Annotated in this window: 15 protein-coding genes; 2 read left to right on the top strand and 13 right to left on the bottom strand. The window is 38.4% G+C overall.

Features of this window, described 5'->3' with window-relative positions; translation table 11 throughout:
• Nucleotides 1–9: 9 nt before the first annotated feature.
• Complete coding sequence (locus NAT51_RS04535; protein ID WP_250595783.1) at nucleotides 10–1194, bottom strand: pyridoxal phosphate-dependent aminotransferase; 1185 nt, start codon at nucleotides 1192–1194, stop codon at nucleotides 10–12.
• Nucleotides 1195–1227: 33 nt separating this feature from the next.
• Complete coding sequence (locus tag NAT51_RS04530; protein WP_250595781.1) at nucleotides 1228–2322, bottom strand: fatty acid desaturase family protein; 1095 nt, start codon at nucleotides 2320–2322, stop codon at nucleotides 1228–1230.
• Nucleotides 2323–2427: 105 nt separating this feature from the next.
• On the opposite strand from NAT51_RS04530, the gene rsmG reads away from it, so the two are divergent.
• Entirely contained in the window at nucleotides 2428–3057 is a 630-nt protein-coding gene (gene rsmG, locus NAT51_RS04525) for a 16S rRNA (guanine(527)-N(7))-methyltransferase RsmG (protein WP_250595779.1), read from the top strand.
• 29 nt (nucleotides 3058–3086) lie between these two features.
• Here rsmG and NAT51_RS04520 read toward each other — a convergent pair whose 3' ends face one another.
• The 10 genes from NAT51_RS04520 to NAT51_RS04475 all read right to left on the bottom strand — a co-directional run bounded on the left by NAT51_RS04520 (nucleotide 3087) and on the right by NAT51_RS04475 (nucleotide 17115).
• Nucleotides 3087–4097 (bottom strand): T9SS type A sorting domain-containing protein, encoded by a 1011-nt coding sequence (locus tag NAT51_RS04520; protein ID WP_250595777.1) that lies wholly within the window; start codon nucleotides 4095–4097, stop codon nucleotides 3087–3089.
• 83 nt (nucleotides 4098–4180) lie between these two features.
• Nucleotides 4181–7216, bottom strand: coding sequence for a T9SS type A sorting domain-containing protein (locus NAT51_RS04515; RefSeq protein ID WP_250595775.1), 3036 nt, complete (start codon nucleotides 7214–7216; stop codon nucleotides 4181–4183).
• A 174-nt stretch (nucleotides 7217–7390) separates the two neighbouring features.
• On the bottom strand, nucleotides 7391–9016 hold the full coding sequence (gene pruA, locus NAT51_RS04510; protein ID WP_250595773.1) for an L-glutamate gamma-semialdehyde dehydrogenase: 1626 nt from the start codon (nucleotides 9014–9016) through the stop codon (nucleotides 7391–7393).
• A gap of 92 nt (nucleotides 9017–9108) precedes the next feature.
• The gene (gene apaG, locus NAT51_RS04505; protein WP_250595772.1) at nucleotides 9109–9495 is read right to left on the bottom strand and encodes a Co2+/Mg2+ efflux protein ApaG; all 387 of its coding nucleotides are present in this window, start codon (nucleotides 9493–9495) and stop codon (nucleotides 9109–9111) included.
• Between the two features lie 72 nt (nucleotides 9496–9567).
• Nucleotides 9568–10824: a type IX secretion system plug protein gene (locus NAT51_RS04500; protein WP_250595771.1), complete on the bottom strand. Its 1257-nt coding sequence runs from the start codon at nucleotides 10822–10824 to the stop codon at nucleotides 9568–9570.
• Nucleotides 10825–10881: 57 nt separating this feature from the next.
• Nucleotides 10882–11652 carry a class I SAM-dependent methyltransferase gene (locus NAT51_RS04495; RefSeq protein ID WP_250595770.1) on the bottom strand — a complete coding sequence of 257 codons (771 nt, stop codon included), beginning with the start codon at nucleotides 11650–11652 and terminating at the stop codon, nucleotides 10882–10884.
• Nucleotides 11652–12470 (bottom strand): type I methionyl aminopeptidase, encoded by an 819-nt coding sequence (gene map / locus NAT51_RS04490; RefSeq protein WP_250595769.1) that lies wholly within the window; start codon nucleotides 12468–12470, stop codon nucleotides 11652–11654. Before map ends, NAT51_RS04495 begins: the two co-directional genes overlap by 1 nt.
• Before the next feature lie 41 nt (nucleotides 12471–12511).
• The gene (locus NAT51_RS04485; protein ID WP_250595768.1) at nucleotides 12512–13093 is read right to left on the bottom strand and encodes a thioredoxin family protein; all 582 of its coding nucleotides are present in this window, start codon (nucleotides 13091–13093) and stop codon (nucleotides 12512–12514) included.
• 10 nt (nucleotides 13094–13103) lie between these two features.
• Nucleotides 13104–14621 carry a 2,3-bisphosphoglycerate-independent phosphoglycerate mutase gene (gene gpmI, locus NAT51_RS04480; RefSeq protein WP_250595766.1) on the bottom strand — a complete coding sequence of 506 codons (1518 nt, stop codon included), beginning with the start codon at nucleotides 14619–14621 and terminating at the stop codon, nucleotides 13104–13106.
• Between the two features lie 37 nt (nucleotides 14622–14658).
• On the bottom strand, nucleotides 14659–17115 hold the full coding sequence (locus tag NAT51_RS04475; RefSeq protein ID WP_250595764.1) for a DUF5916 domain-containing protein: 2457 nt from the start codon (nucleotides 17113–17115) through the stop codon (nucleotides 14659–14661).
• A gap of 206 nt (nucleotides 17116–17321) precedes the next feature.
• On the opposite strand from NAT51_RS04475, the gene NAT51_RS04470 reads away from it, so the two are divergent.
• Nucleotides 17322–18029: a murein L,D-transpeptidase catalytic domain family protein gene (locus tag NAT51_RS04470; RefSeq protein ID WP_250595762.1), complete on the top strand. Its 708-nt coding sequence runs from the start codon at nucleotides 17322–17324 to the stop codon at nucleotides 18027–18029.
• On the opposite strand, the gene NAT51_RS04465 is transcribed toward NAT51_RS04470, so the two are convergent.
• A complete protein-coding gene (locus NAT51_RS04465) occupies nucleotides 17973–19568 on the bottom strand; it encodes a L,D-transpeptidase family protein (RefSeq protein WP_250595760.1) in 1596 nt (531 codons plus the stop codon). The genes NAT51_RS04470 and NAT51_RS04465 overlap by 57 nt on opposite strands.
• Between the last annotated feature and the right edge of the window lie 2 nt (nucleotides 19569–19570).

Here is a 19570-nt window from a genome sequence, read left to right as displayed (position 1 = left end):
TATGATTTTTTAAGCTAAAGCTTCTTTGATTCTTGTGATGGCTTCGGTTAGTTGCTCTTCGCTGGCAGCGTATGACAAACGAAGGCAGTTAGGGTTTCCGAATGCGTCACCGGTTACGGTTGCGACGTTTGCTTCTGCTAAAAGATACATCGAGAAATCTTCCGCGTTATTGATGGTTGTGCCTCTTAATGTTTTTCCGAAGAATGATGAAATGTCCGGGAACACGTAGAATGCACCTTCCGGAACGTTTAATTTAACGCCCGGGATTTCTTTCATTAACCCCACCACTAAATCTCTTCTGTTTTTGAAAGCAGAAACCATGGTGTTCAATACGCTTGGATCAGCTTCAACAGCAGCGATGGTTGCGCGTTGTGCAATTGAATTGGCACCGCTTGTTACCTGTCCCTGTATTTTGGTACACGCTTTAGCGATAGCTTCAGGTGCTCCGATATACCCGATTCTCCATCCGGTCATGGCAAACGCTTTTGCTACTCCGTTTACGGTGATGGTTCTGTCGAACATTCCCGGAATGGTTGCTATACTGCAGAAGGTTCCTGAGAAGTTGATGTGTTCGTAGATTTCGTCAGATACGATGAATACGTTTGGATATTTCTCCAAAACTTTGGCTAATGCCGTTAATTCTTCTTTGTTGTACACTGAACCGGAAGGGTTACATGGCGAACTGAACCACATCATTTTGGTTTTAGGTGTGATGGCTGCTTCCAATTGTTCCGGTGTGATTTTGAAATCGCTTTCCACTGAAGTTGGTACTTCTACCGGTATTCCGCCTGAAAGTTTGATGATTTCGAAATAACTTACCCAGTAAGGTGCCGGAAGGATCACTTCGTCTCCGTCGTTCAGCATTACCTGGGCAATATTGTATAAAGATTGTTTAGCACCGGTTGAAACTACAATGTTTCCCGGTTTATAATCCAATCCGTTGTCACGTTTGAATTTTTTACAGATGGCTTCTTTCAATTCCACATATCCGTCAACCGGAGTGTAGGTGCTGTAATTTTCGTCGATGGCCTTTTTAGCAGCTTCTTTGATGAAATCCGGCGTGTTGAAATCCGGTTCTCCTAAACTTAAACTGATGATGTCGATTCCCTGTGCTTTTAATTCCCTTGCTTTAGCGGCCATTGCCAGAGTTTGGGAGGTAGATAGATTGTTAATTCTGTCTGAAAGAAAATTCATGGTGTTGTTAGTTGTTTTGTGTTGTTGTGTTTATTATGCTAATTGTGGTTTTTGTCCTAGTTCTTTTAAATGACGGAAGTGTGAAATGATGGCTCCGGTCATCGTTTTGTATTCGTAGTATGGCAGGTTGCATTCTTTAGCGGTCTGCTTTACGATTTCAGCTATTTTACCGTAATGTACGTGGCTGATGTGTGGGAAAATGTGGTGCTCGATCTGATGGTTCAATCCGCCTGTGTACCAGTTTACCAACCAGTTTTTAGGTGCAAAATTTACAGTCGTGAACAATTGGTGGATCGCCCATGTGTTTTCCAATTCGTTATCATCATTTGGTTCCGGAGTTACGGTGTCTTCAATTACGTGAGCCAATTGGAAAATAACACTTAAGATCAATCCTGCCGTATAGTGCATCACGATAAATCCGATCAATACTTCCCACCAAACGATTCCCAATAGCATCGGGGTTACTAACCAGATTGAAAAGTAAATTACTTTAGTGATTACCAATGTTGTCCATTGGATGGCCGGGCTTTTGAAATCACCGTATGATAATTTACGTTTTAAGTAACGTTTCATCTGCATGAAATCGGTTGTGATAGCCCAGTTGAAAGTCAATAATCCGTAAAGGAAAATCGAATAATAATGCTGGAATTTATGGAAACGGTGCCATTTTGCCGTTTTACTGAAACGCAGGATGCGGCCTGCTTCCAAGTCTTCATCATGTCCGGGAACATTGGTATACGTATGGTGCAATACATTGTGTTGTACCTGCCAGTTGTATACGTTTCCGGCTAAAATGTAAATACTTCCGCCCATGATTTTGTTTAACCATTGTTTTGAAGAGTACGAACCGTGATTACCGTCGTGCATCACGTTCATTCCCACTCCGGCCATACCAATTCCAATCACGATGGAAAGCAGGATATGGGCCCAAAACGGTAAGTTCAAAGTCAGGATCAAAAAGTATGGCGTCAGGAACAGGGCAAACATGACTACGGTTTTTAAATGTAGCTTCCAGTTACCTGTTTTCTGTAAGTTGTTTTCTTTGAAATAGTTATTGACACGTGTATTCAAAGTTCTGAAGAACTTCATCGAGTCGGTTCTTGAAAAAGTTGGAATTGATGTATTCATAATTTTTACAATAAGCGCCAAAGGTAGTATTTAATAAATTGAATTGATACTCATTAACACAATTTTTAACCTCTAAATTGTGTAATTTTGTGAAAAATTTAAGCCATGGATGAAATACTAAAGTATTTTCCTAATTTGTCTGATGAGCAAATTGAACAGTTTACAAAACTGGAAGCATTATATAAAGACTGGAATGCAAAAATCAACGTAATTTCCCGTAAAGATATTGACGAACTGTATGTTAAGCATGTTTTGCATTCACTGGCCATTGCCAAAGTACAACCATTTGAGCCCGGTACTTATGTTCTTGATGTGGGAACCGGTGGTGGATTTCCGGGGATACCGTTAGCGATTCTTTTTCCTGAAACCCGTTTTTATTTAATTGATGTTATTGCCAAAAAAATAAAGGTAGTGCAGGCAGTTGCTGAAGGAGTCGGATTGAAAAATGTAAAAGCCGAACAGTTGCGTGCCGAAAACGTTAAAGGGGATTTTGATTTCATCGTGAGCCGTGCAGTGACTAATATGCCGGATTTTGTTTCGTGGATTAAGGATAAAATCAAAAAGCAACAGAAGCATGAACTGAAGAATGGTATTTTATATCTGAAAGGCGGTGACCTGACGGAAGAATTAAAAGACTTTCCGAAGGCGACTGAATATAATATTTCAGATTTCTTCGCACCCGATTTCTTTGAAACCAAAAAAGTGGTGCATCTTCCTTTAAAATTTAAAGCATAAATTCAGTAAGCTCCCAAATTCCAGGGAGCTTATTCTTTTATAATCTTTTTACTTACGGATCCTTTTTCGGTTTTTACTACAACAAGATACATTCCTGAGGGTAAGCGGCCGACATTTATGTTTTGTTCTTCCCCGGTTTTGATTACTTCTTTTCCGTACAAATCAAAAACACGGACTGACTCAATTACCAGTTCTTCACGCAAATCAATCTTTAAATTTTCTTTCATCGGATTTGGGAATAAAGTAATGGAGCGGTTCAAATTATTTTCGTCGATTCCCAGCAAAATAGCTACGAAACTTTCAATGGAAACCGATGTCTGGTTGATGGACAACAAAGGAACATTGATGTTGAAATGGGTATATCTGAAAACCAATAAACCATTGGCCGAACTGTAATAATTGTAATTGGTGAGTGTTACGGTTCCCACATTGGGAAAAATGGCGGTGCTCAGATTTAAGTTCTGTTCAGTTTTTAACCGGGTTACAGTACCGTTGAATGCCCTTGCACCGGCATTAGTTACATTTAGCATGCCGTATGCATCTACGCTGGTATTGAAAGTTCCCTGAAAGGTTCCGTTATTACCGCCGTAAATAAATGTTCCGGCGACATTGTCGTTGTTCGAATAGCCATAACTTAACGGGAAAGTACCGATTAGCGCGTTATCTGTGATGTAATTCAACTCTAAGTTGGGATTGTTAAAAGCGGTAAACGAAACCTGACTGCCGTTGTTTTTGGTGTAAAATTTATTGCTGCTCACGTTTGCATTAATAGTGCTGGTTACCGTAAGGGCTGTTGTTGTTCCGGGATAGGATGCTAATTCTCCTGATGTTGGTACGGTATACGTATCAACTGATTCGCCAACTTTCACCAGATTGGTAAAATTCCAGGTTTGGTTGGCTCCTGAGGTCTGATTAAGAACAGTCGCCGGGTCAATAATGTCATAGTATGAGTCCGGAGCACTGTAATAGCTGTTGATTGGTGTTTGGGACAGTGCTGTTATGGTGAAACCAATAAACAGTAAGTGTAAAGATTTTTTCATAACCGTTGCGTTTAATTGTTTTCAAATACTACTATAAATTTAGTGATTTTCCGGCAATGAAAAAGCCCCTTTCGGGGCTTAATTTATTGTTTGACAAATGATTTGGCATATCGTTGGTTCTGATTTTCCATGACCACTAAATAAGTTCCTCCGGAAAGGGATGAAACGTTGATTTGCAAATGGTTTGCATTGATATGTCTGGCTTCTGTATTTTGTATGATTCTTCCGCAGATATCAACAATTTGTACTTTCATATCCACTGGGATGTTTGTGCCTGTTATGTTGAGAATGTCCTTCGAAGGATTCGGATATAATTTCAATTTGAAAGTCTCAGGTGAATTATTCCCCAATGAAGTATCTACTATTACCGTCATCGGAATGTTTGTGGGTGCCATGCGTGAACAATCATTGTCGAAAGTTATTTTAGCATTCCAGGTTCCTTCTTCGGTACTGCTGTCCTGAATGTTGTTGATTACCGGATTTGTATTACCTCTTGAAGCACCGGTAGGATCAAACCATTCGATGGTTCCGGTATATAAATTGGAAGGAATGCGGAGTTCTAAGTTGGTTCCCTGTTGAACTGTTACACTTGTTGCAGTTGTAAACAGATTGTCTCCGTTTAAACTGTATTGTGTTGTACCTGATAGATTAGGATTGCTTGGATTTACAGTCAGTGTTACGGGAATCGTTTTGGTTGGAAAATTAACCGGTGTTACGTTTATTGTATAAGTTCCGGGTAATACATTTGAAACATTCATTGTAACGATTCCGTTAGCAGCTATGGAATTCGGACTGAAAGTTATACTACTGCCGGCAGGAGCTCCGGTTGCGGTAAAACTGATTGGGTTGGGAAGACAGCCATGAATTCCGTTGAAATTAAACGTGTAGCTTGCTGTGTTTCCCTGACAAGCAGTAACGGTATTTGATGTATTTAAGGCAAAATTGAAATCCGGTTTTACAATTTCACACCAGGCAAAATCTACGTTCCCCTGTGTTATGGTTACATGATTTTCGTTAGTGGGAGGCATGTGCCAATTTTTGAACGGAGTTGTATTCGACGTTGTGGTGTTAATGCCGTCCCAGGGAATATCTTTAGCTCCCAGATTAATGTTGAAGTAATAATTAGGCTGTGAATTGTTGATGTTTCCACCGATATTCAATCCCATGGCACTCACGGCAGGAATGAAACTGAATTTGTCGGCTTTCATGGCATTCATAAAATTAGTCAGCACATCATCACCTGGAGGGAGTGAAGCGGCCAATCCACTCATGTCAAATAATCCTCCAGGTGAAGAGTCTACCCCGTTTGTATTGGCGCTTTGTTTGGCTGTTGCCGTAAAAGAATCTTGTGTGACCCAGAAAAATACCTGCGCCTGAATGTCTACATCGGTAATTATTTCCTGGACATTGGCATTCGGCATATACTCACAAAAGGTGAGTGCTCTTGTATTGATAAAAGCAAATACGTCTCCGGTATCAATATTCGCTGGGGTAGCAGCAGTACCGATAAAATCGAAGCCCGGATTGATGTCATTCCCCAGTTTGTCTTTGAATTTAGCCAAATTACCACTTCCGTTAATCATAGAAATATTTCGGGTAGTCTGCGGGAATCCCATCGAGTTCATTCTGTTTTGGAAATTATCCCTGATGTTAGGATATCCGGCCGGTGTTAACGGTAGTCCGGCAGAAGGAATTATAGGGTCATCTCCCAAAGGGGCTCCAGGACCTGCTGCTGTATGAGCCTGAAAATGATCCACCAGCATTTGTTTGGCAGCCGGAGATCGTAACATGCCGTCTATAAGAGGTTTTACACCGTCGGCATCCCCATAACCATAAGCAAAATAATTGAATAAATGCTGTAAACCAATGGGTACATTAGCGCCATAATGCGGTGAGTCAAATGAAATCCACAAACGGGTTTGATGGTTCAGGTTGTTTTGCTCCATGAAGCGTAAGGCATAACGTGAAATCAACCCGCCCATACTTGGTCCGATGACGATATTTTGTTCGTTACCTGTTTTTTGAAGGTTGAGTGTTTCAATGACAGTAACTAATGATAACGCATTTCTTTCGATATAGTCGGCACCACCGTCAATGGTTTTAGTGGCAGCATTTACGTAAGTCGGAAAGTTGACCACTACGATGTCATAACCTTCCTGATTTCTGATACGGTCACCTAAATTTTGCGTATTTCCGTTTGTGTCAGTGTAGGTAAGTAAATTATAAACGGCAGTCGTATTTCGGCTGTCGGAAGGATCGAAGCCGTCCACAACATAAATCGGTTTGTCAAAAATGCCGTCCGGACTCGTGAAAATTTCATATTCACATTTCCCGGCTGATAAATCATTTTCTCCATAAAGAGCTAAGTCAGGTGTGCGTGTGGCAGTAATTAAAACAGGAGTTCTTCTGAACAACCTTGATATGTCTGCGTTTGAATAAGTTACAGTTAATGCAGAGTTGCGGATGATTTTTTTACCGTTTTCGAAAGTGATTTCGAAGTGAAGTTCTTTTTGGCCTTCAGTTGGGTAAGATACCGAAACGGGATTGTCTAATTCGGTATTGATGTATCCTTTTCCGTCGCCAAAATCAGTCCGGATTGTTTTGATTTTATCAGCAGTTGTGTTAATGAAGTATTTGCTGTCAAAAAGAAATGTGGTGTTGACTCCTTTTTTTCGGACAGCCAGCGGACTGACAATGGTGTTGGTGTGTTTGTTGAAGATATAGGAAGGTGAGTTTCTTCTGGCTTTGTTGTTTTCAATGGAAACTAATCCTCTTTGATAAGCTTCCTTGCTTGGGATTTCGAATTCGGTATGGATGAATCCTATTTTGAGAATGTTACCGCTGTTTTCAAATTTTATTTCCGATGCCAATAAACCGGTGTTTAGAAATCTTTTTTGGGTATCGGATTTACTTAATTCCTGATAGGATTCGTACAGATTGTACATGTTGTAGGTTTTGCCGTTTTGTCCTAAAACCGTGAATGGTTTGGTGTCGGTCAGGAGAATTGAAGTTTGCATTCCGCTCCGGTCAAATCCGGAAAAATCAACTTTCTTTTTAGTTTGCGCCTGTACGTGACAGGCCACAACTAAAAAGTAAAGCCAGAGTGACTTTTGTTTCATAATTTGTTTTTTGTTTGTTAGTTTGTTTTTGTAAGAATTTTATATGCACGCATAATATATTCTCAGAACAAATTATGAAATATTTTTGATTATTCAAATAATTAACAAATTAAATGAAGTATATGTAATTAAAAAGCCTGACATTGTCAGGCTTTTTAATGAAATTAATTATGATTAGCCCAAAAACGGGTATCTGTAATCTATAGGAGTTACAAAGGTTTCCTTGATGGTACGAGGAGAAACCCAGCGTAGTAAGTTTTGTGCAGAACCTGCTTTGTCATTCGTTCCTGAAGCTCTTGCTCCACCGAAAGGCTGTTGTCCAACAACCGCACCGGTTGGTTTGTCGTTGATATAGAAGTTACCGGCACTGTTTTGTAAAGCCACGGTAGCTTCTTCAATAGCATAACGGTCCTGACTGAAAATAGCTCCGGTTAAAGCGTATTCTGATGTTGAATCTACTAATTGTAATGTTTCAGAGAATTTTTCATCTTCATATACATAAACAGTTAGAACCGGACCGAAAAGTTCCGTTTCCATTGTAGTATATTTAGGATTTGTTGTTAGGATAACAGTTGGTTCAATGAAATACCCTTTTGATTTGTCGTATCCTCCACCGAAAATAACTTCCGCATCAGCATCATTTTTAGCCTGATCAATATATTTAGCCAATTTATCGAATGAACCTTCATGGATTACAGCGGTAACAAAGTTTGAGAAATCTTCGGGAGAACCTTGCTTGATAGTCGCTAATTCTTTACCCATTTCCTCTTTGATGGCAGGCCATAAGCTTTTTGGATAGTAAGCTCTCGATGCAGCCGAACATTTTTGTCCCTGGAATTCGAAAGCACCACGGATACTGTTTGCAGCTACTTGCTTAACATCAGCTGAAGGGTGAACCATGATAAAATCTTTTCCTCCGGTTTCCCCAACAATTCTTGGGTATGTTTTATAAGCATGGATGTTTTCTCCGATTTTTTTCCAGATTTCCTTGAAAACAAATGTTGATCCTGTATAGTGGATTCCTGCAAAATCAGGAGAAGCCAAAACAGTGTCGGTAATCATTACCGGATCTCCGAAAACTACGTTGATTACACCGTCAGGAACTCCCGCTTCTTTGAATACGTCGATAATTACTTTTGCAGAGAAAACCTGACTGTCTGATGGTTTCCAAATCACTACATTCCCCATTAAGGCAGCACTTGCCGGTAGATTGGCAGCGATTGCTGTAAAGTTGAATGGTGTAATTGCGTATACAAATCCTTCTAATGGACGGTATTCCACACGGTTCCACATATCTGAATTTGATGTTGGCTGATCCTGGTAAATCTGCGTCATGAATTCTACGTTGAAACGTAAGAAGTCAATTAACTCACATGCTGCATCAATTTCTGCCTGGTGAATCGTTTTTGATTGTGCGATCATAGTGGCAGCATTGATTTTTGCGCGGTACGGACCAGCAATCAATTCGGCTGCCTTTAAAAATATGGCAGCTCTTTGTTCCCAAGCCATGTTTGCCCATTTAGTGCGGCTTTCCAAAGCATTTGCAATCGCTTTTTCGATGTGCGCTTTTTCGGCTAAATGATAAGTCCCAACGATGTGTTTGTGATCGTGCGGAGCTGACATGTTTCTTGTATTTCCTGTACGGATTTCTTCGCTTCCGATGTATAAAGGAACATCGATTTGTGAATTCCATAATTCTTTATAAGCTGATTGTACTGCAGCTCTTTCGGGAGAATTCGGAGCGTATGATTTTACGGGTTCGTTAACCGCTTTCGGTACGTTAAAAAATCCTTTTAGCATTTTATGATTGTTAAATAGTTAGATTAAAACAATAAATTAATTGGCACAAAAGTACAAAGGAAAAACAGATTAATTTATAAAGAAATCACAAATTAATTCAATGCAAAAGGAGCACTTAATTTAAAAGGAGGGATAATAACTTTAAAAGACTTTGTGGAAGTGAAATTGATCATGCTGAAATAACCCTGCATCGTCCCGAATGGTGCGCAAAGGAGGCAACCGGAGCTGTAAGTGTGTACTTCTCCGGGTTTTAATACCGGTTTTCTGCCAACAACCCCTTCGCCGTCAACGACTTCCATACTGTTGAGAGCATCGAAGATTTCCCAGTGGCGTGCCATGAGCTGTACTGAATCTTTGCTGTGGTTTTCGATGGAAATATGATAACTGAAGGCAAAATGCATCTTATGATTTTTGAAGTAGGTTCCTTCAAAAGTCGTCATAACCGAAATTTTAATGCCTTGTGTAATTTGAGTTACCATAAACTTAAGCCTGAGGATTATACAAATTTAGAAATTAAAAAAAATATACGTTCTATATTCCTGTTAAATTTTTTAATTGGTTATATTAAGGGAAGATGCTTCACCTTTTCCGATTACCCTGTCGTATCTTTCACCATTGGCGCGATAGTATATGAAAGCATCGTAAATGTTTTCGGTTTCATAATAATTACCGTCGATGGCATTTTTTTCATCGAGTTTATTGTTGCTGTCCAAAAGTGTGTAATTGTAATTGTTGAAACCCTGTTTGATCAGGATTGCTTTTTCAAAAACACCTTTCTCAGCATCATAATCCATTTTGTTTTCTACGGATAATTGATAATTATTGAACATCCCGGTTACATAAATGGCAGATTTTGCTGGAAGGGTGGGAGCAAACAATGTGAAATGCATCCAGGCATAATCAGATTGTACATCACTGTTTTCTGCAATCAGGTTGCGGTTTAAAAAGCTTCCGTTTATATCCGGGAAATAGGTGTAGCCTTTGTCTTTTCTTGAAGGATCGGTATATAGATAAGCACTGTATAAACCATTGTTTGAGTCAATCCGCTGAACGGTATTTGTGGGAACCCGGATTTCTTTATTGTCAAAATTCAGGTATTCGTTTCCGGCAAAAAACTGGGTTTCGGTATTGTATCTGAAGATTAAATCATTGCCGATAGTGTATTGGGGTTTGATATTCACAATGGTATTGTTCCATTTTCCGTTTTGGAATAAAATGACCTTAACGTTTTGATTGGGTGACTGAAAAAGAATGTTTTGGGATTTTACGGCAAATTCCACATTGTGTTTTTCTTTGATGTCACTGATGTTTCTCGAGCGCTTGATTTGCATCGGGACGTCTGTTAATTCTTCATAAACGATGAATTTTTTTGAAAAAACCAGTTCCTTGTCATTGTTAAAAACCGATACCAGATAATTTCCGCTTTTGGTGAGTTGGAAAAAATTATTCGGAAAATTTAACCGGTAATGTGAATATAACTGTAGTGTGTTGAATGAGTTTTCGTAATTCTGAATGCGTTGGTTATCGGTTCCGGCCAGGTATTCGGCTTTTGCCAGTTCAGAAGGTTCCCAATTGTAATTGTGATGAGTAATCGTAAAATAATAATCTTCTTCATTTCCGTATAAATCATCGAAAGTGAGTTGGAAAGATGCACCTAATTTGAAAAAAGGGAAAACATTTCCAACGCCCTGATTAAAGCTGATGGTTTTAATGTTGAAAGGCGGCGGTGTTTCGGTTACGGCCTGTGCCTGTAAATTAAGATTTACGGCAAGTATGAAAATGAAGTATGTAATAACTTTGTGGATCATAACGAAAAATCTGATTCAGTAAAGATATTATTTTACAACGAATTTTATGCCAAGATATTATTTATGGCAAACCGGTATGATTTCGCCCTGTGCCAGACAGTATTTTTCGACTGATTCAGGGGAAATTTTTTCGGTGTAATTTACTTCGGAAACTGTAAAGCCGATGCTTCTTAATTTATCAAAGTAATCCAAACCATAAACACGTACATGGTCATATTGTCCGAATATTTTAGCGCGTTCCTTCGGATCAGTGATTGTGTCATCTGCAAAAGTCGTCGCACGAGATAAATCCTGTGGAATCTGGAAAATACCCATACCGCCTGGTTTTAAAACACGGTACAATTCCTGCATGGCCTTTGTGTCATCCGGGATGTGTTCCAAAACGTGGTTGCAAAAAATGATATCATATGAATTGTCTTCAAAAGGCAAATTACAGATGTCGGCTTTTACATCGGCCAATGGAGAAAATAAATCGGTTGTGGTATAATCGATGTTACTCTGTTTCTTGAAACGCTTGTAAAATTCCTGTTCCGGTGCAAAGTGCAATACTTTCTTCTTTTGGGTTGCCGTAAAAAAATCGGTTTCGTTTTGTAAGTATAACCAAAGTAAGCGGTGTCTTTCCAGCGAAAGAGTGCTGGGTGATAATACATTGTTCCGTTGGTTGCCGTATCCGTAGGGCAAAAACATGCGGAAACTTTTTCCGTCAATTGGATCGGTAAACTTATTTCCTTTTAATAAAAAAGCCAAAATTGGGCGCACAACAATACTTAAACGGATCAATATTGGGCGAGGAATGGTGTTCAGTATGAATTTGAAAATTTTTTTCATTATAACACTAAAGGCAGTTTTCTAAATTCATTTTCTTCATTGGAATTGATTCCCAAAGCTTTGTAGATATAAGCAAAAGTTGATAACAATTCCGGTTTTCCGTCAATAATGGCTACATCGTGCTCAAAATGAGCTGAAGGTTTTCCATCGGCAGTGGTAATTGTCCAGCCGTCTTTGTGCTGTTTGATATTTTTGGTTCCCTGATTAATCATCGGTTCAATGGCAACAACCATTCCTTCCTGCAACAATTTTCCGCGTCCGCGTTTTCCGTAATTAGGCATTTCAGGAGCTTCGTGCATCGTACGCCCGATTCCGTGTCCTACTAATTCACGTACAACACCATAACCATTACTTTCGCAATATTTCTGGATGGCGTAACCTACGTCTTCGGTACGGTTGCCGGCTTTTAATTCGCGGATACCTTCGTATAAAGATTCTTTAGTGATTTTTAAAAGTCTTTTCGTTGCGTCATTTACATTACCCACTTCGAAAGTGTAAGCGTGATCGCCGTAAAATCCATTTTTTAACGCACCACAATCTACCGAAATAATGTCGCCGTCTTCTAAAGGTGTGTTGTTTGGAATACCGTGAACGACCTGGGTGTTCGGACTCATACATAAAGAGTTCGGGAAACCATACATGCCAAGGAAAGCCGGTGTGGCTCCGTGGTCACGAATAAAGGTTTCAGCTAATTTATCGAGAGATAGAGTGGTTACACCTGGTTTGATTTCAGAAGCAATCATTCCTAAGGTTTTGGAAACAATCAAGGCGCTTTCACGCATCAATTCAATTTCTTCACGGTTTTTTACGATTATCATTGTTGCAAAAATTGGACTGCAAATGTACTAATTTTATTTTTTTAATTCTGGTAAGTATGTTTGTAAGGCTCCTCTGATATGATTTTCAGCATGTCGGCTTCAAGTGTTTCTACCGGGGATTCTACTATACGGTGTAATTCTTTTCCGTTTTTGTAAAAGATGAAAGTCGGTACATTCGTAATGTTTAAGCCTTCTTCAAAATTTTCAGGTGTCTTTTTTTCTCTGTCCATCGTAATTAATTTTACTTTGGATAAATCGAAATCAATTTCGCCCAGAATCTTATAAAAATTTGGAACCTGTGCTTTACTGTCGTCGCACCAGGTGCCCATGAAAATGCTGATTTGGTAATCCTGTGGTGCGTTTCTCAGTAAAGTAATGACTGACGGATTGCTTTTGTAGGCTTCTTCACCCGGTTTAAACCAGCTGTCATAAGGTGCAGCTTCCAGATCAGATTTTGTTTTCAATCCGAGTAAAAATGTCTCGGCTGGTTTTTGTGGTTCTTGGATTACTGCTCTTTTATCCATGGCTATTGGTGTTCCTCCTCTTAGAGGCATAATTTGTTGTGATGTACAGGCTGTCAATGCCAGTGCTGCTATGAGTGCAGCTGTTACTGATCTTCTCATATTTGTTTGCTTATAATAAAGAGTGACTTGTCATTACTTCCGGCTTATTGATTCCCATCAGCTCCAAAATTGTTGGGGCGATATCACCTAAAACCCCATTGTTGATCTTTTTTAAATCTTTGTCAACTAAAATAATCGGAACCGGATTGGTTGTGTGAGCCGTATTCGGAGATCCGTCAGGATTGATCATGGTTTCACAGTTTCCGTGGTCAGCAATTACAATAGTTGTGTAGTTGTGTTTTAAAGCGGTTTCGATAACTTCTTTGGTGCAAATGTCAACAGCTTCGCAGGCTTTAATGGCTGCTTCCATCACGCCGGTATGTCCTACCATGTCGCCATTGGCAAAATTCAGGCACACAAAATCAACTTCTCCTTTTTCCAGTTCCGGGATTAAAGCATCTTTGAGTTCAAAGGCGCTCATTTCAGGTTTTAAATCGTAAGTTGCCACTTTTGGAGAAGGGCAAAGGATTCTGCTTTCTCCGGTGAAAGGTTCTTCGCGACCGCCTGAAAAGAAAAAGGTAACGTGCGGGTATTTTTCAGTTTCGGCGATACGGATTTGCTTTTTATTGTTTTTTTCCAAAACTTCTCCAAGAGTTTCAGTAATGTTATCCTTGTCGTAAATCACATGAACATTATTATATGTTTCATCGTAATTGGTCATGGTAACATAGTATAAGTTGAGTTTGTGCATGTTTTGTTCATGCAAATCTTTTTGGGAAAGCACTTCGGTTAACTCACGTCCGCGGTCTGTTCTGAAATTGAAAAAGATAACGACATCATCTTCTTTTATTGTTGCTAAAGGGAGGTCGTTTTCATCAACCATCACAATAGGTTCTATAAATTCATCGGTAACATGATTGTGGTAACTCTCCAGTATGCTTAAAACGGCATTTTTAGAATGGGTTCCGGTTCCATTGACCATTACATCATATGCCTTTTTTACACGCTCCCATCTTTTGTCCCGGTCCATGGCATAATAACGTCCTACAATTGAAGCGATTCTTGCGGAAGACTTTTTGGTGTATTCGTTTAAATCTTCAATGTGTTTTGCGCCTGATTTGGGATCAACATCGCGTCCATCGGTGAAGGCGTGAATGAATACTTTTTGCAGGCCAAAATCCTGTGCGGCATCCAGTAAGCCTTTTAAATGGTCTGTATGCGAGTGAACACCTCCGTCTGAAACCAAACCTAAAAAATGAACCGGTTTGTTGTTTCCTTTGGCATAAGCAAAAGCATCGCTTAATACTTGTTCGTCGTTTAATGATTTGTGTTCTACAGCCAGGTTGATTTTTGCCAAATCCTGATAAACAATACGTCCGGCGCCTAAATTCATATGACCTACTTCACTGTTGCCCATCTGTCCTTCCGGAAGTCCAACGTTGAGACCATCGGTTCTTAATTGGGCATTGGGATATTTGGTGTATAAACTGTTTATGTAAGGTACGTTTGCGTTGTCAATTGCCGAGACTTTTGGATCTGGAGATTTTCCCCATCCGTCCAAAATCATTAGGATTACTTTTTTGTTCATTTTATGATGCTAAAGAAATAGCTTCAAAATTAGAAAATTAAATCCAGCTTTTAACCCGGTTGAAATCTAAAAAGTAACGTAAACTGATTGAAAAAGTATGATTTAATTTGTCTCCGAATAAATTCTGGAAGTTATGTGACAGGTTTTTTTCCACTCTGCTCAAGCCTTCGTCATAATTTCCGGAATTGTTACGGTATAAAATATTTAATTGACTTCCGGGAGCAATCCACCATGAATATGAGCAATCCAGATTCCAGGAACTGAAATCCTGAGCGGATGATTCCGGTAAATAGATATTGTTTAAGCTTCCGTCTTCCTGTAATTCCTTGAAACCTTTTGCGTCAACATAACTCCAGTAATACCGGGTATTGATGTTGATTGTCATTTTGTTGTTTAAGGCAAATCTGCTTTTTAGATAAACTGTTGAAGTATTGATGTCTCTTTTTTCAAAAATGATATCGCCGTCATCCAGATGGTCGTAAAAACCAACTGTGTTATTTTCTTTACTGTAATCGTATCCTAAAATAACCATGAGTTTATTGCTGAAACGGTATCTCGGACTCAAGCTGAAGCCATAACTGTCACGTCCAACTTCAGATGTTGTGCCTATCCATGGGTTAAAGTCAAAAGCAAATTTTCTGTTATAATTGGAAGAATAATAAACCCATGTTTCATAATATTCCGGGTAGGTGACATATCTTCCGTCTTTTTGGGGTGCATAAAAATCATGTACATCTAAAGGTCTGATGAACAATCCTCCGCCAAAACCGTCATTATTTTTAAAGGTAGAATTCAAATTGAAATTAACATTTCCAGCCTGAAGTTTACCGGTTATGTTCTCAAATTCACTGTTTACGTTCATGTTCGCTGTTAGTGTATTGAATGTTTTGGTTGGCTTTAAAATACGGTAATGCAAATTTCCGTAGGTGCCTAGGTAATTAGTCTTGAAGGTAATGCCAAGGTCGTTATTGTCAAATTCCTTTGTGATGTAATTTGTGGTAAGGCTAAAACGTATTTTTCCACTTGTTTCCGAAAAACTTAATGAAGTATTGTATCCGTTTTTGTTTTCCTGCTTTTGAAATTCATTTACATAGCTGTATTTGAAATCTCCTGAAAGATTGAATGTGTTCTTTTTTGTATTTAAATCAAAAACCAAAGCAGATACATTTGCATCCCTGAATTCACCATTACGCGTTACGTTTGTATTGATAAGGGAAACCGATGAGTTTTTGTTAAAACGTTGGTCTAATGTTAAAATGTTGTAATTAGCCAAAGATTCAACAACTTGATGTCTTCTGATGCCTGTGATGGTGTCTTTTAAAGTGGCTTCTGTTTTTTCGGTTACGGCATTCATGAAACCAATTCCCAAGCCTTTTTTGGTACGCCCCGAAATTTTTAAGGCATTCACCAGATTTATTTTTTCAGGATAATCTTCGATGATTTCATCTTCTCCTTTCATGTCATTCAATTTCCCTTTTCTCAAAGAGGGTTTTCCGCCAATTCTTCTTGAATAGAAAAGATTACCTTTGTTAAATAAGTCGGTTCCTTCAGTAAAGAAAGGTCTGTTTTCATTGAATTGTTGCTCAAACGGACCCAGATTCAGGATTTGATTATCGAATGCGGTCTGTCCGAAATCAGGAACTAAAATTGCGTCAAGTGTAAAAGCATCATTAATTCCGTATTTAATATCCATTCCGCCTTTGAATTCTGTTTTTGTTCCGTTTTCTTTGTTGTTGCTCACATAGGTTGAAGCGTAAGGGAAAAAGAACAAGCGGGTAGGGGTTTTGATGCTTTCAATTCCTGTAAGTTCGCCCGATTGTTGTTCTAAAGATCCTTTGTTGTTATTTACGTAATTCCAAGTGTATAATTGACGGAATCTTCTGAGTTGTCTGAAAAACTGTATTCCCCAGGTTTGTTTCTGTTCTTTTGAAAATCGCAATGCCGAATACGGAAGTTTAACTTCTACCTGCCAGCCTTTTTCAGTTAGTTTTACATTACTTTCCCAAATGGCGTCCCAGGAAGCGTCTTCTCCCGTTGTTGAACTGGCATTGGCGTCCCATTGTACACCTGCGGCGGTAACAATAAAACGAAATTCCTGTTGCCCGTCGTTATATCCATTAACGCTAATCCCAAAAAAATCGGTAGCACCGTCATCATCACGTTGGGTTATTTCTCGCATTATTTTTTCAGGCTCATTATCATTTAGTATTGCACCTATATATATAGCCTCGTCATCATAGAGAACTTTAACGTCGGTTTTTTTGGTGGGATCGATAGGTTTTCCGTTATCAGGTTCAAGCATTACGAAATCAGTAGCGGTCTCGGCATTCTGCCATTCGGCTTCATCAAGTAATCCGTCAATCGAAATTGGATTGGAAATTCTTTTGGTAAGTAATTTTTTCTTCTCAAAAGAATCTGATTTTGAGGGTGTTGTTTGCGAAAATGTCAAAATTGTATGAAAAATCGCAACAATTGATAAAAAATTTTTTCCCATGATTTTGATGATTGATGAAGGTTCAAAAATAAAGAAAACCCCCTTATTTTAAAGTGTTTTATGATATGTTTAACTATTTGTTAAAAAGTTAGGAATATCGACGAAATGCATAAAAATACCGACAAAATGCAAAAAAAATTTGGATGGTATATTTTTTTTAGTAATATTTGCCTTGTACAAATAACAACACAATTAAAAGAATATCAATGAATTACAGATTTTTACCCCTTTTACTGTTATTTTTCATGTCTTTTGCCCCAAAGTCTACAAATAACACAGATCCGAAGTTGCTGGCTAATACAAACACTGTAAGTTTAGCTGCTAAGATTGAGTTGGTTTACAATTCATTAGATGCAAATGATTTTGCTTTGCCTCAAATGGAATGCTTCAAACGTGCCATGACTGGTTTTTATTCTTTAAAACAAAAAGGTATTGTTGAAAAAGATATACTTACCGTTATAGATTTTAGTATGTCTTCTACTAAAAAGAGAATGTGGGTTATTGATTTAGTTTCAAATAAAATCCTTTTTAATACTGTTGTTTCCCATGGAATGAAATCGGGCAGTGAGTTCGCTACAAGTTTTTCGAATGAAATGAATTCTAACAAGAGTAGCCTAGGGTTTTATACTACAGGTGAAACGTACTTTGGGAAACATGGTTTATCTTTAAAATTAGATGGTCAGGAAAGAGGAATTAACAGTAATGCACGTTCAAGAGCAGTTGTTGTTCATGGTGCTGATTATGCTAATCCTTCAATTTTAAAATCTCAGGGATATTTAGGAAGAAGCCAAGGCTGTCCTGCAATCCCGGAAGCTTTAAAAGAGCAAATCATACAAACAATTAAAGGGAAATCTTGTTTATTTATCTATCATCCTAGCGGGAGCTACGATATCGCCAGTAAATTGGTTGCTTAAACGAAGATATAATTCAGGATCATAATTATAGATATCTTGTCTGAATTGTAAATCCTGCTTATCATACCAAGCTGTAAAGTATAGGAAATGAACGCCAAAGTTCTGATCCAGCTTTACAGTTTTTGTTTTTTTAGTCTTTACTATAGTGTCAATTTCGCTTTTTGAATAAATAGGTTTTTCTATCAGTTTTTTGTTTTTCTGTCTTTCTTTAAATGTTTTTGTTTTTAGCAGATATTCAGCTAAAGGTAGTGGCTTTTCAATGCGTACACAGCCAGAGCTTAATGCGCGGTAGTTGTAGACAAAATAATCTCTGTGGTTAGTGTCATGCATGTAAACCAGATGGTTGTTCGGGAAATTGATTTTAACAACACCCAATGAATTATTGTATCCCGGATCCTGAACGTACTTGTATTTCTTAGCGTCTTTTGGCTGCCATTCCCAGGGCGAAATTTCGGCTCCTTTGTGGTTGAAGATTTTGATTTTGGCTTTGGTAAAATAACTTCTGCTTTTTGTTGCATCAGGTATTAAATCTTCTTTTATGATTGTTGGAGGTACTGTCCATGTTGGATTAAAGACTATATTGTCTGCTCTTGAAGAAAGAACAGGGGTTTTTCTTTTGGGTTGTCCCACGACTACTTTGTGATTTGAAATCGTGTCTTTGTTTTCTACAACATATAAAATGTAATTCGGGATGTTAACACCTAAAAAGTTATCGCCCAGATCACTTGGGAACCATCTCCAGCGTTCCAGATTGGCAATTAATTGTTCTTTTCTGGTTTTTTTACTGAAGTTCAAGGCTTTTAGGGTTCCGGGGCCAATAATACCGTCATCTGCCAATCCGTGTCTTGATTGGAATTTGCTTACCGCAGATTTTAATTCCTTGTCATATAGGTCGTTTGCCAAAGTATCCGATACAGGCAAATCTCCCCAATAACGAAGTTTGGCTTTTATTTTTTCAACAGTTTTACTTTTGAATCCGATTTTGAATTTTTCCTTTGTAATAATTGAGTCAAAATTTTCCTCCGGCATCGCTTCTAATTTCGCCAAAGCTTTTTTCAGATTGAGATAAATTGTATGCTTTGGTTTATGGCTTTCAATTGTACTGTCAATTTTGTTTTTTTGTAATGCAATCGATAAAATGGTGTCCGGATGTATTTCTTTCGGTTTCATTTCCCAATCGGAATAAATTTCCAACGGGTTGATTTTTCCGTTAGTCAAGTGGGAAATATATTTGATATATGCTGAAGTCAGTAATTTGTAATACTCTTCTTTTGAATCTGGCTTCAGATCTAAATTGGCTTCGAATTCTGCTAATTTCTGATAGTCATAATCTTCCGGTAAAAGACCTTCTTTATCTGCATTTTTAACAGCTTCGATTAATTGAATGCGGTTTTCGGGTAAATCCCATCCTTCTTGGATTTTTTTATTCTTTAAGGCATTGGCAATAAACTCTTCCGTTCTGTTATGGTGATTTGAATTGTTACCACAGCCAATATATATGAAAATAGTTAGTAAAACAGTAGTAATGGTATATTTCATAA

This window comes from Flavobacterium amniphilum, assembly GCF_023634845.1.
GTDB classification, from domain to species: domain Bacteria; phylum Bacteroidota; class Bacteroidia; order Flavobacteriales; family Flavobacteriaceae; genus Flavobacterium; species Flavobacterium amniphilum.
Note: the sequence above shows the minus strand (reverse complement) of the source record. Positions and strands in the feature narration are given on the sequence as shown.

Bases quoted from the DNA above. Each gene is read 5' to 3' on its own strand.
- NAT51_RS04535 (WP_250595783.1), bottom strand. From the start codon at position 1,194: ATGAATTTTCTTTCAGACAGAATTAACAATCTATCTACCTCCCAAACT.
- NAT51_RS04530 (WP_250595781.1), bottom strand. From the start codon at position 2,322: ATGAATACATCAATTCCAACTTTTTCAAGAACCGACTCGATGAAGTTC.
- rsmG (WP_250595779.1), top strand. From the start codon at position 2,428: ATGGATGAAATACTAAAGTATTTTCCTAATTTGTCTGATGAGCAAATT.
- NAT51_RS04520 (WP_250595777.1), bottom strand. From the start codon at position 4,097: ATGAAAAAATCTTTACACTTACTGTTTATTGGTTTCACCATAACAGCA.
- NAT51_RS04515 (WP_250595775.1), bottom strand. From the start codon at position 7,216: ATGAAACAAAAGTCACTCTGGCTTTACTTTTTAGTTGTGGCCTGTCAC.
- pruA (WP_250595773.1), bottom strand. From the start codon at position 9,016: ATGCTAAAAGGATTTTTTAACGTACCGAAAGCGGTTAACGAACCCGTA.
- apaG (WP_250595772.1), bottom strand. From the start codon at position 9,495: ATGGTAACTCAAATTACACAAGGCATTAAAATTTCGGTTATGACGACT.
- NAT51_RS04500 (WP_250595771.1), bottom strand. From the start codon at position 10,824: ATGATCCACAAAGTTATTACATACTTCATTTTCATACTTGCCGTAAAT.
- NAT51_RS04495 (WP_250595770.1), bottom strand. From the start codon at position 11,652: ATGAAAAAAATTTTCAAATTCATACTGAACACCATTCCTCGCCCAATA.
- map (WP_250595769.1), bottom strand. From the start codon at position 12,470: ATGATAATCGTAAAAAACCGTGAAGAAATTGAATTGATGCGTGAAAGC.
- NAT51_RS04485 (WP_250595768.1), bottom strand. From the start codon at position 13,093: ATGAGAAGATCAGTAACAGCTGCACTCATAGCAGCACTGGCATTGACA.
- gpmI (WP_250595766.1), bottom strand. From the start codon at position 14,621: ATGAACAAAAAAGTAATCCTAATGATTTTGGACGGATGGGGAAAATCT.
- NAT51_RS04475 (WP_250595764.1), bottom strand. From the start codon at position 17,115: ATGGGAAAAAATTTTTTATCAATTGTTGCGATTTTTCATACAATTTTG.
- NAT51_RS04470 (WP_250595762.1), top strand. From the start codon at position 17,322: ATGAATTACAGATTTTTACCCCTTTTACTGTTATTTTTCATGTCTTTT.
- NAT51_RS04465 (WP_250595760.1), bottom strand. From the start codon at position 19,568: ATGAAATATACCATTACTACTGTTTTACTAACTATTTTCATATATATT.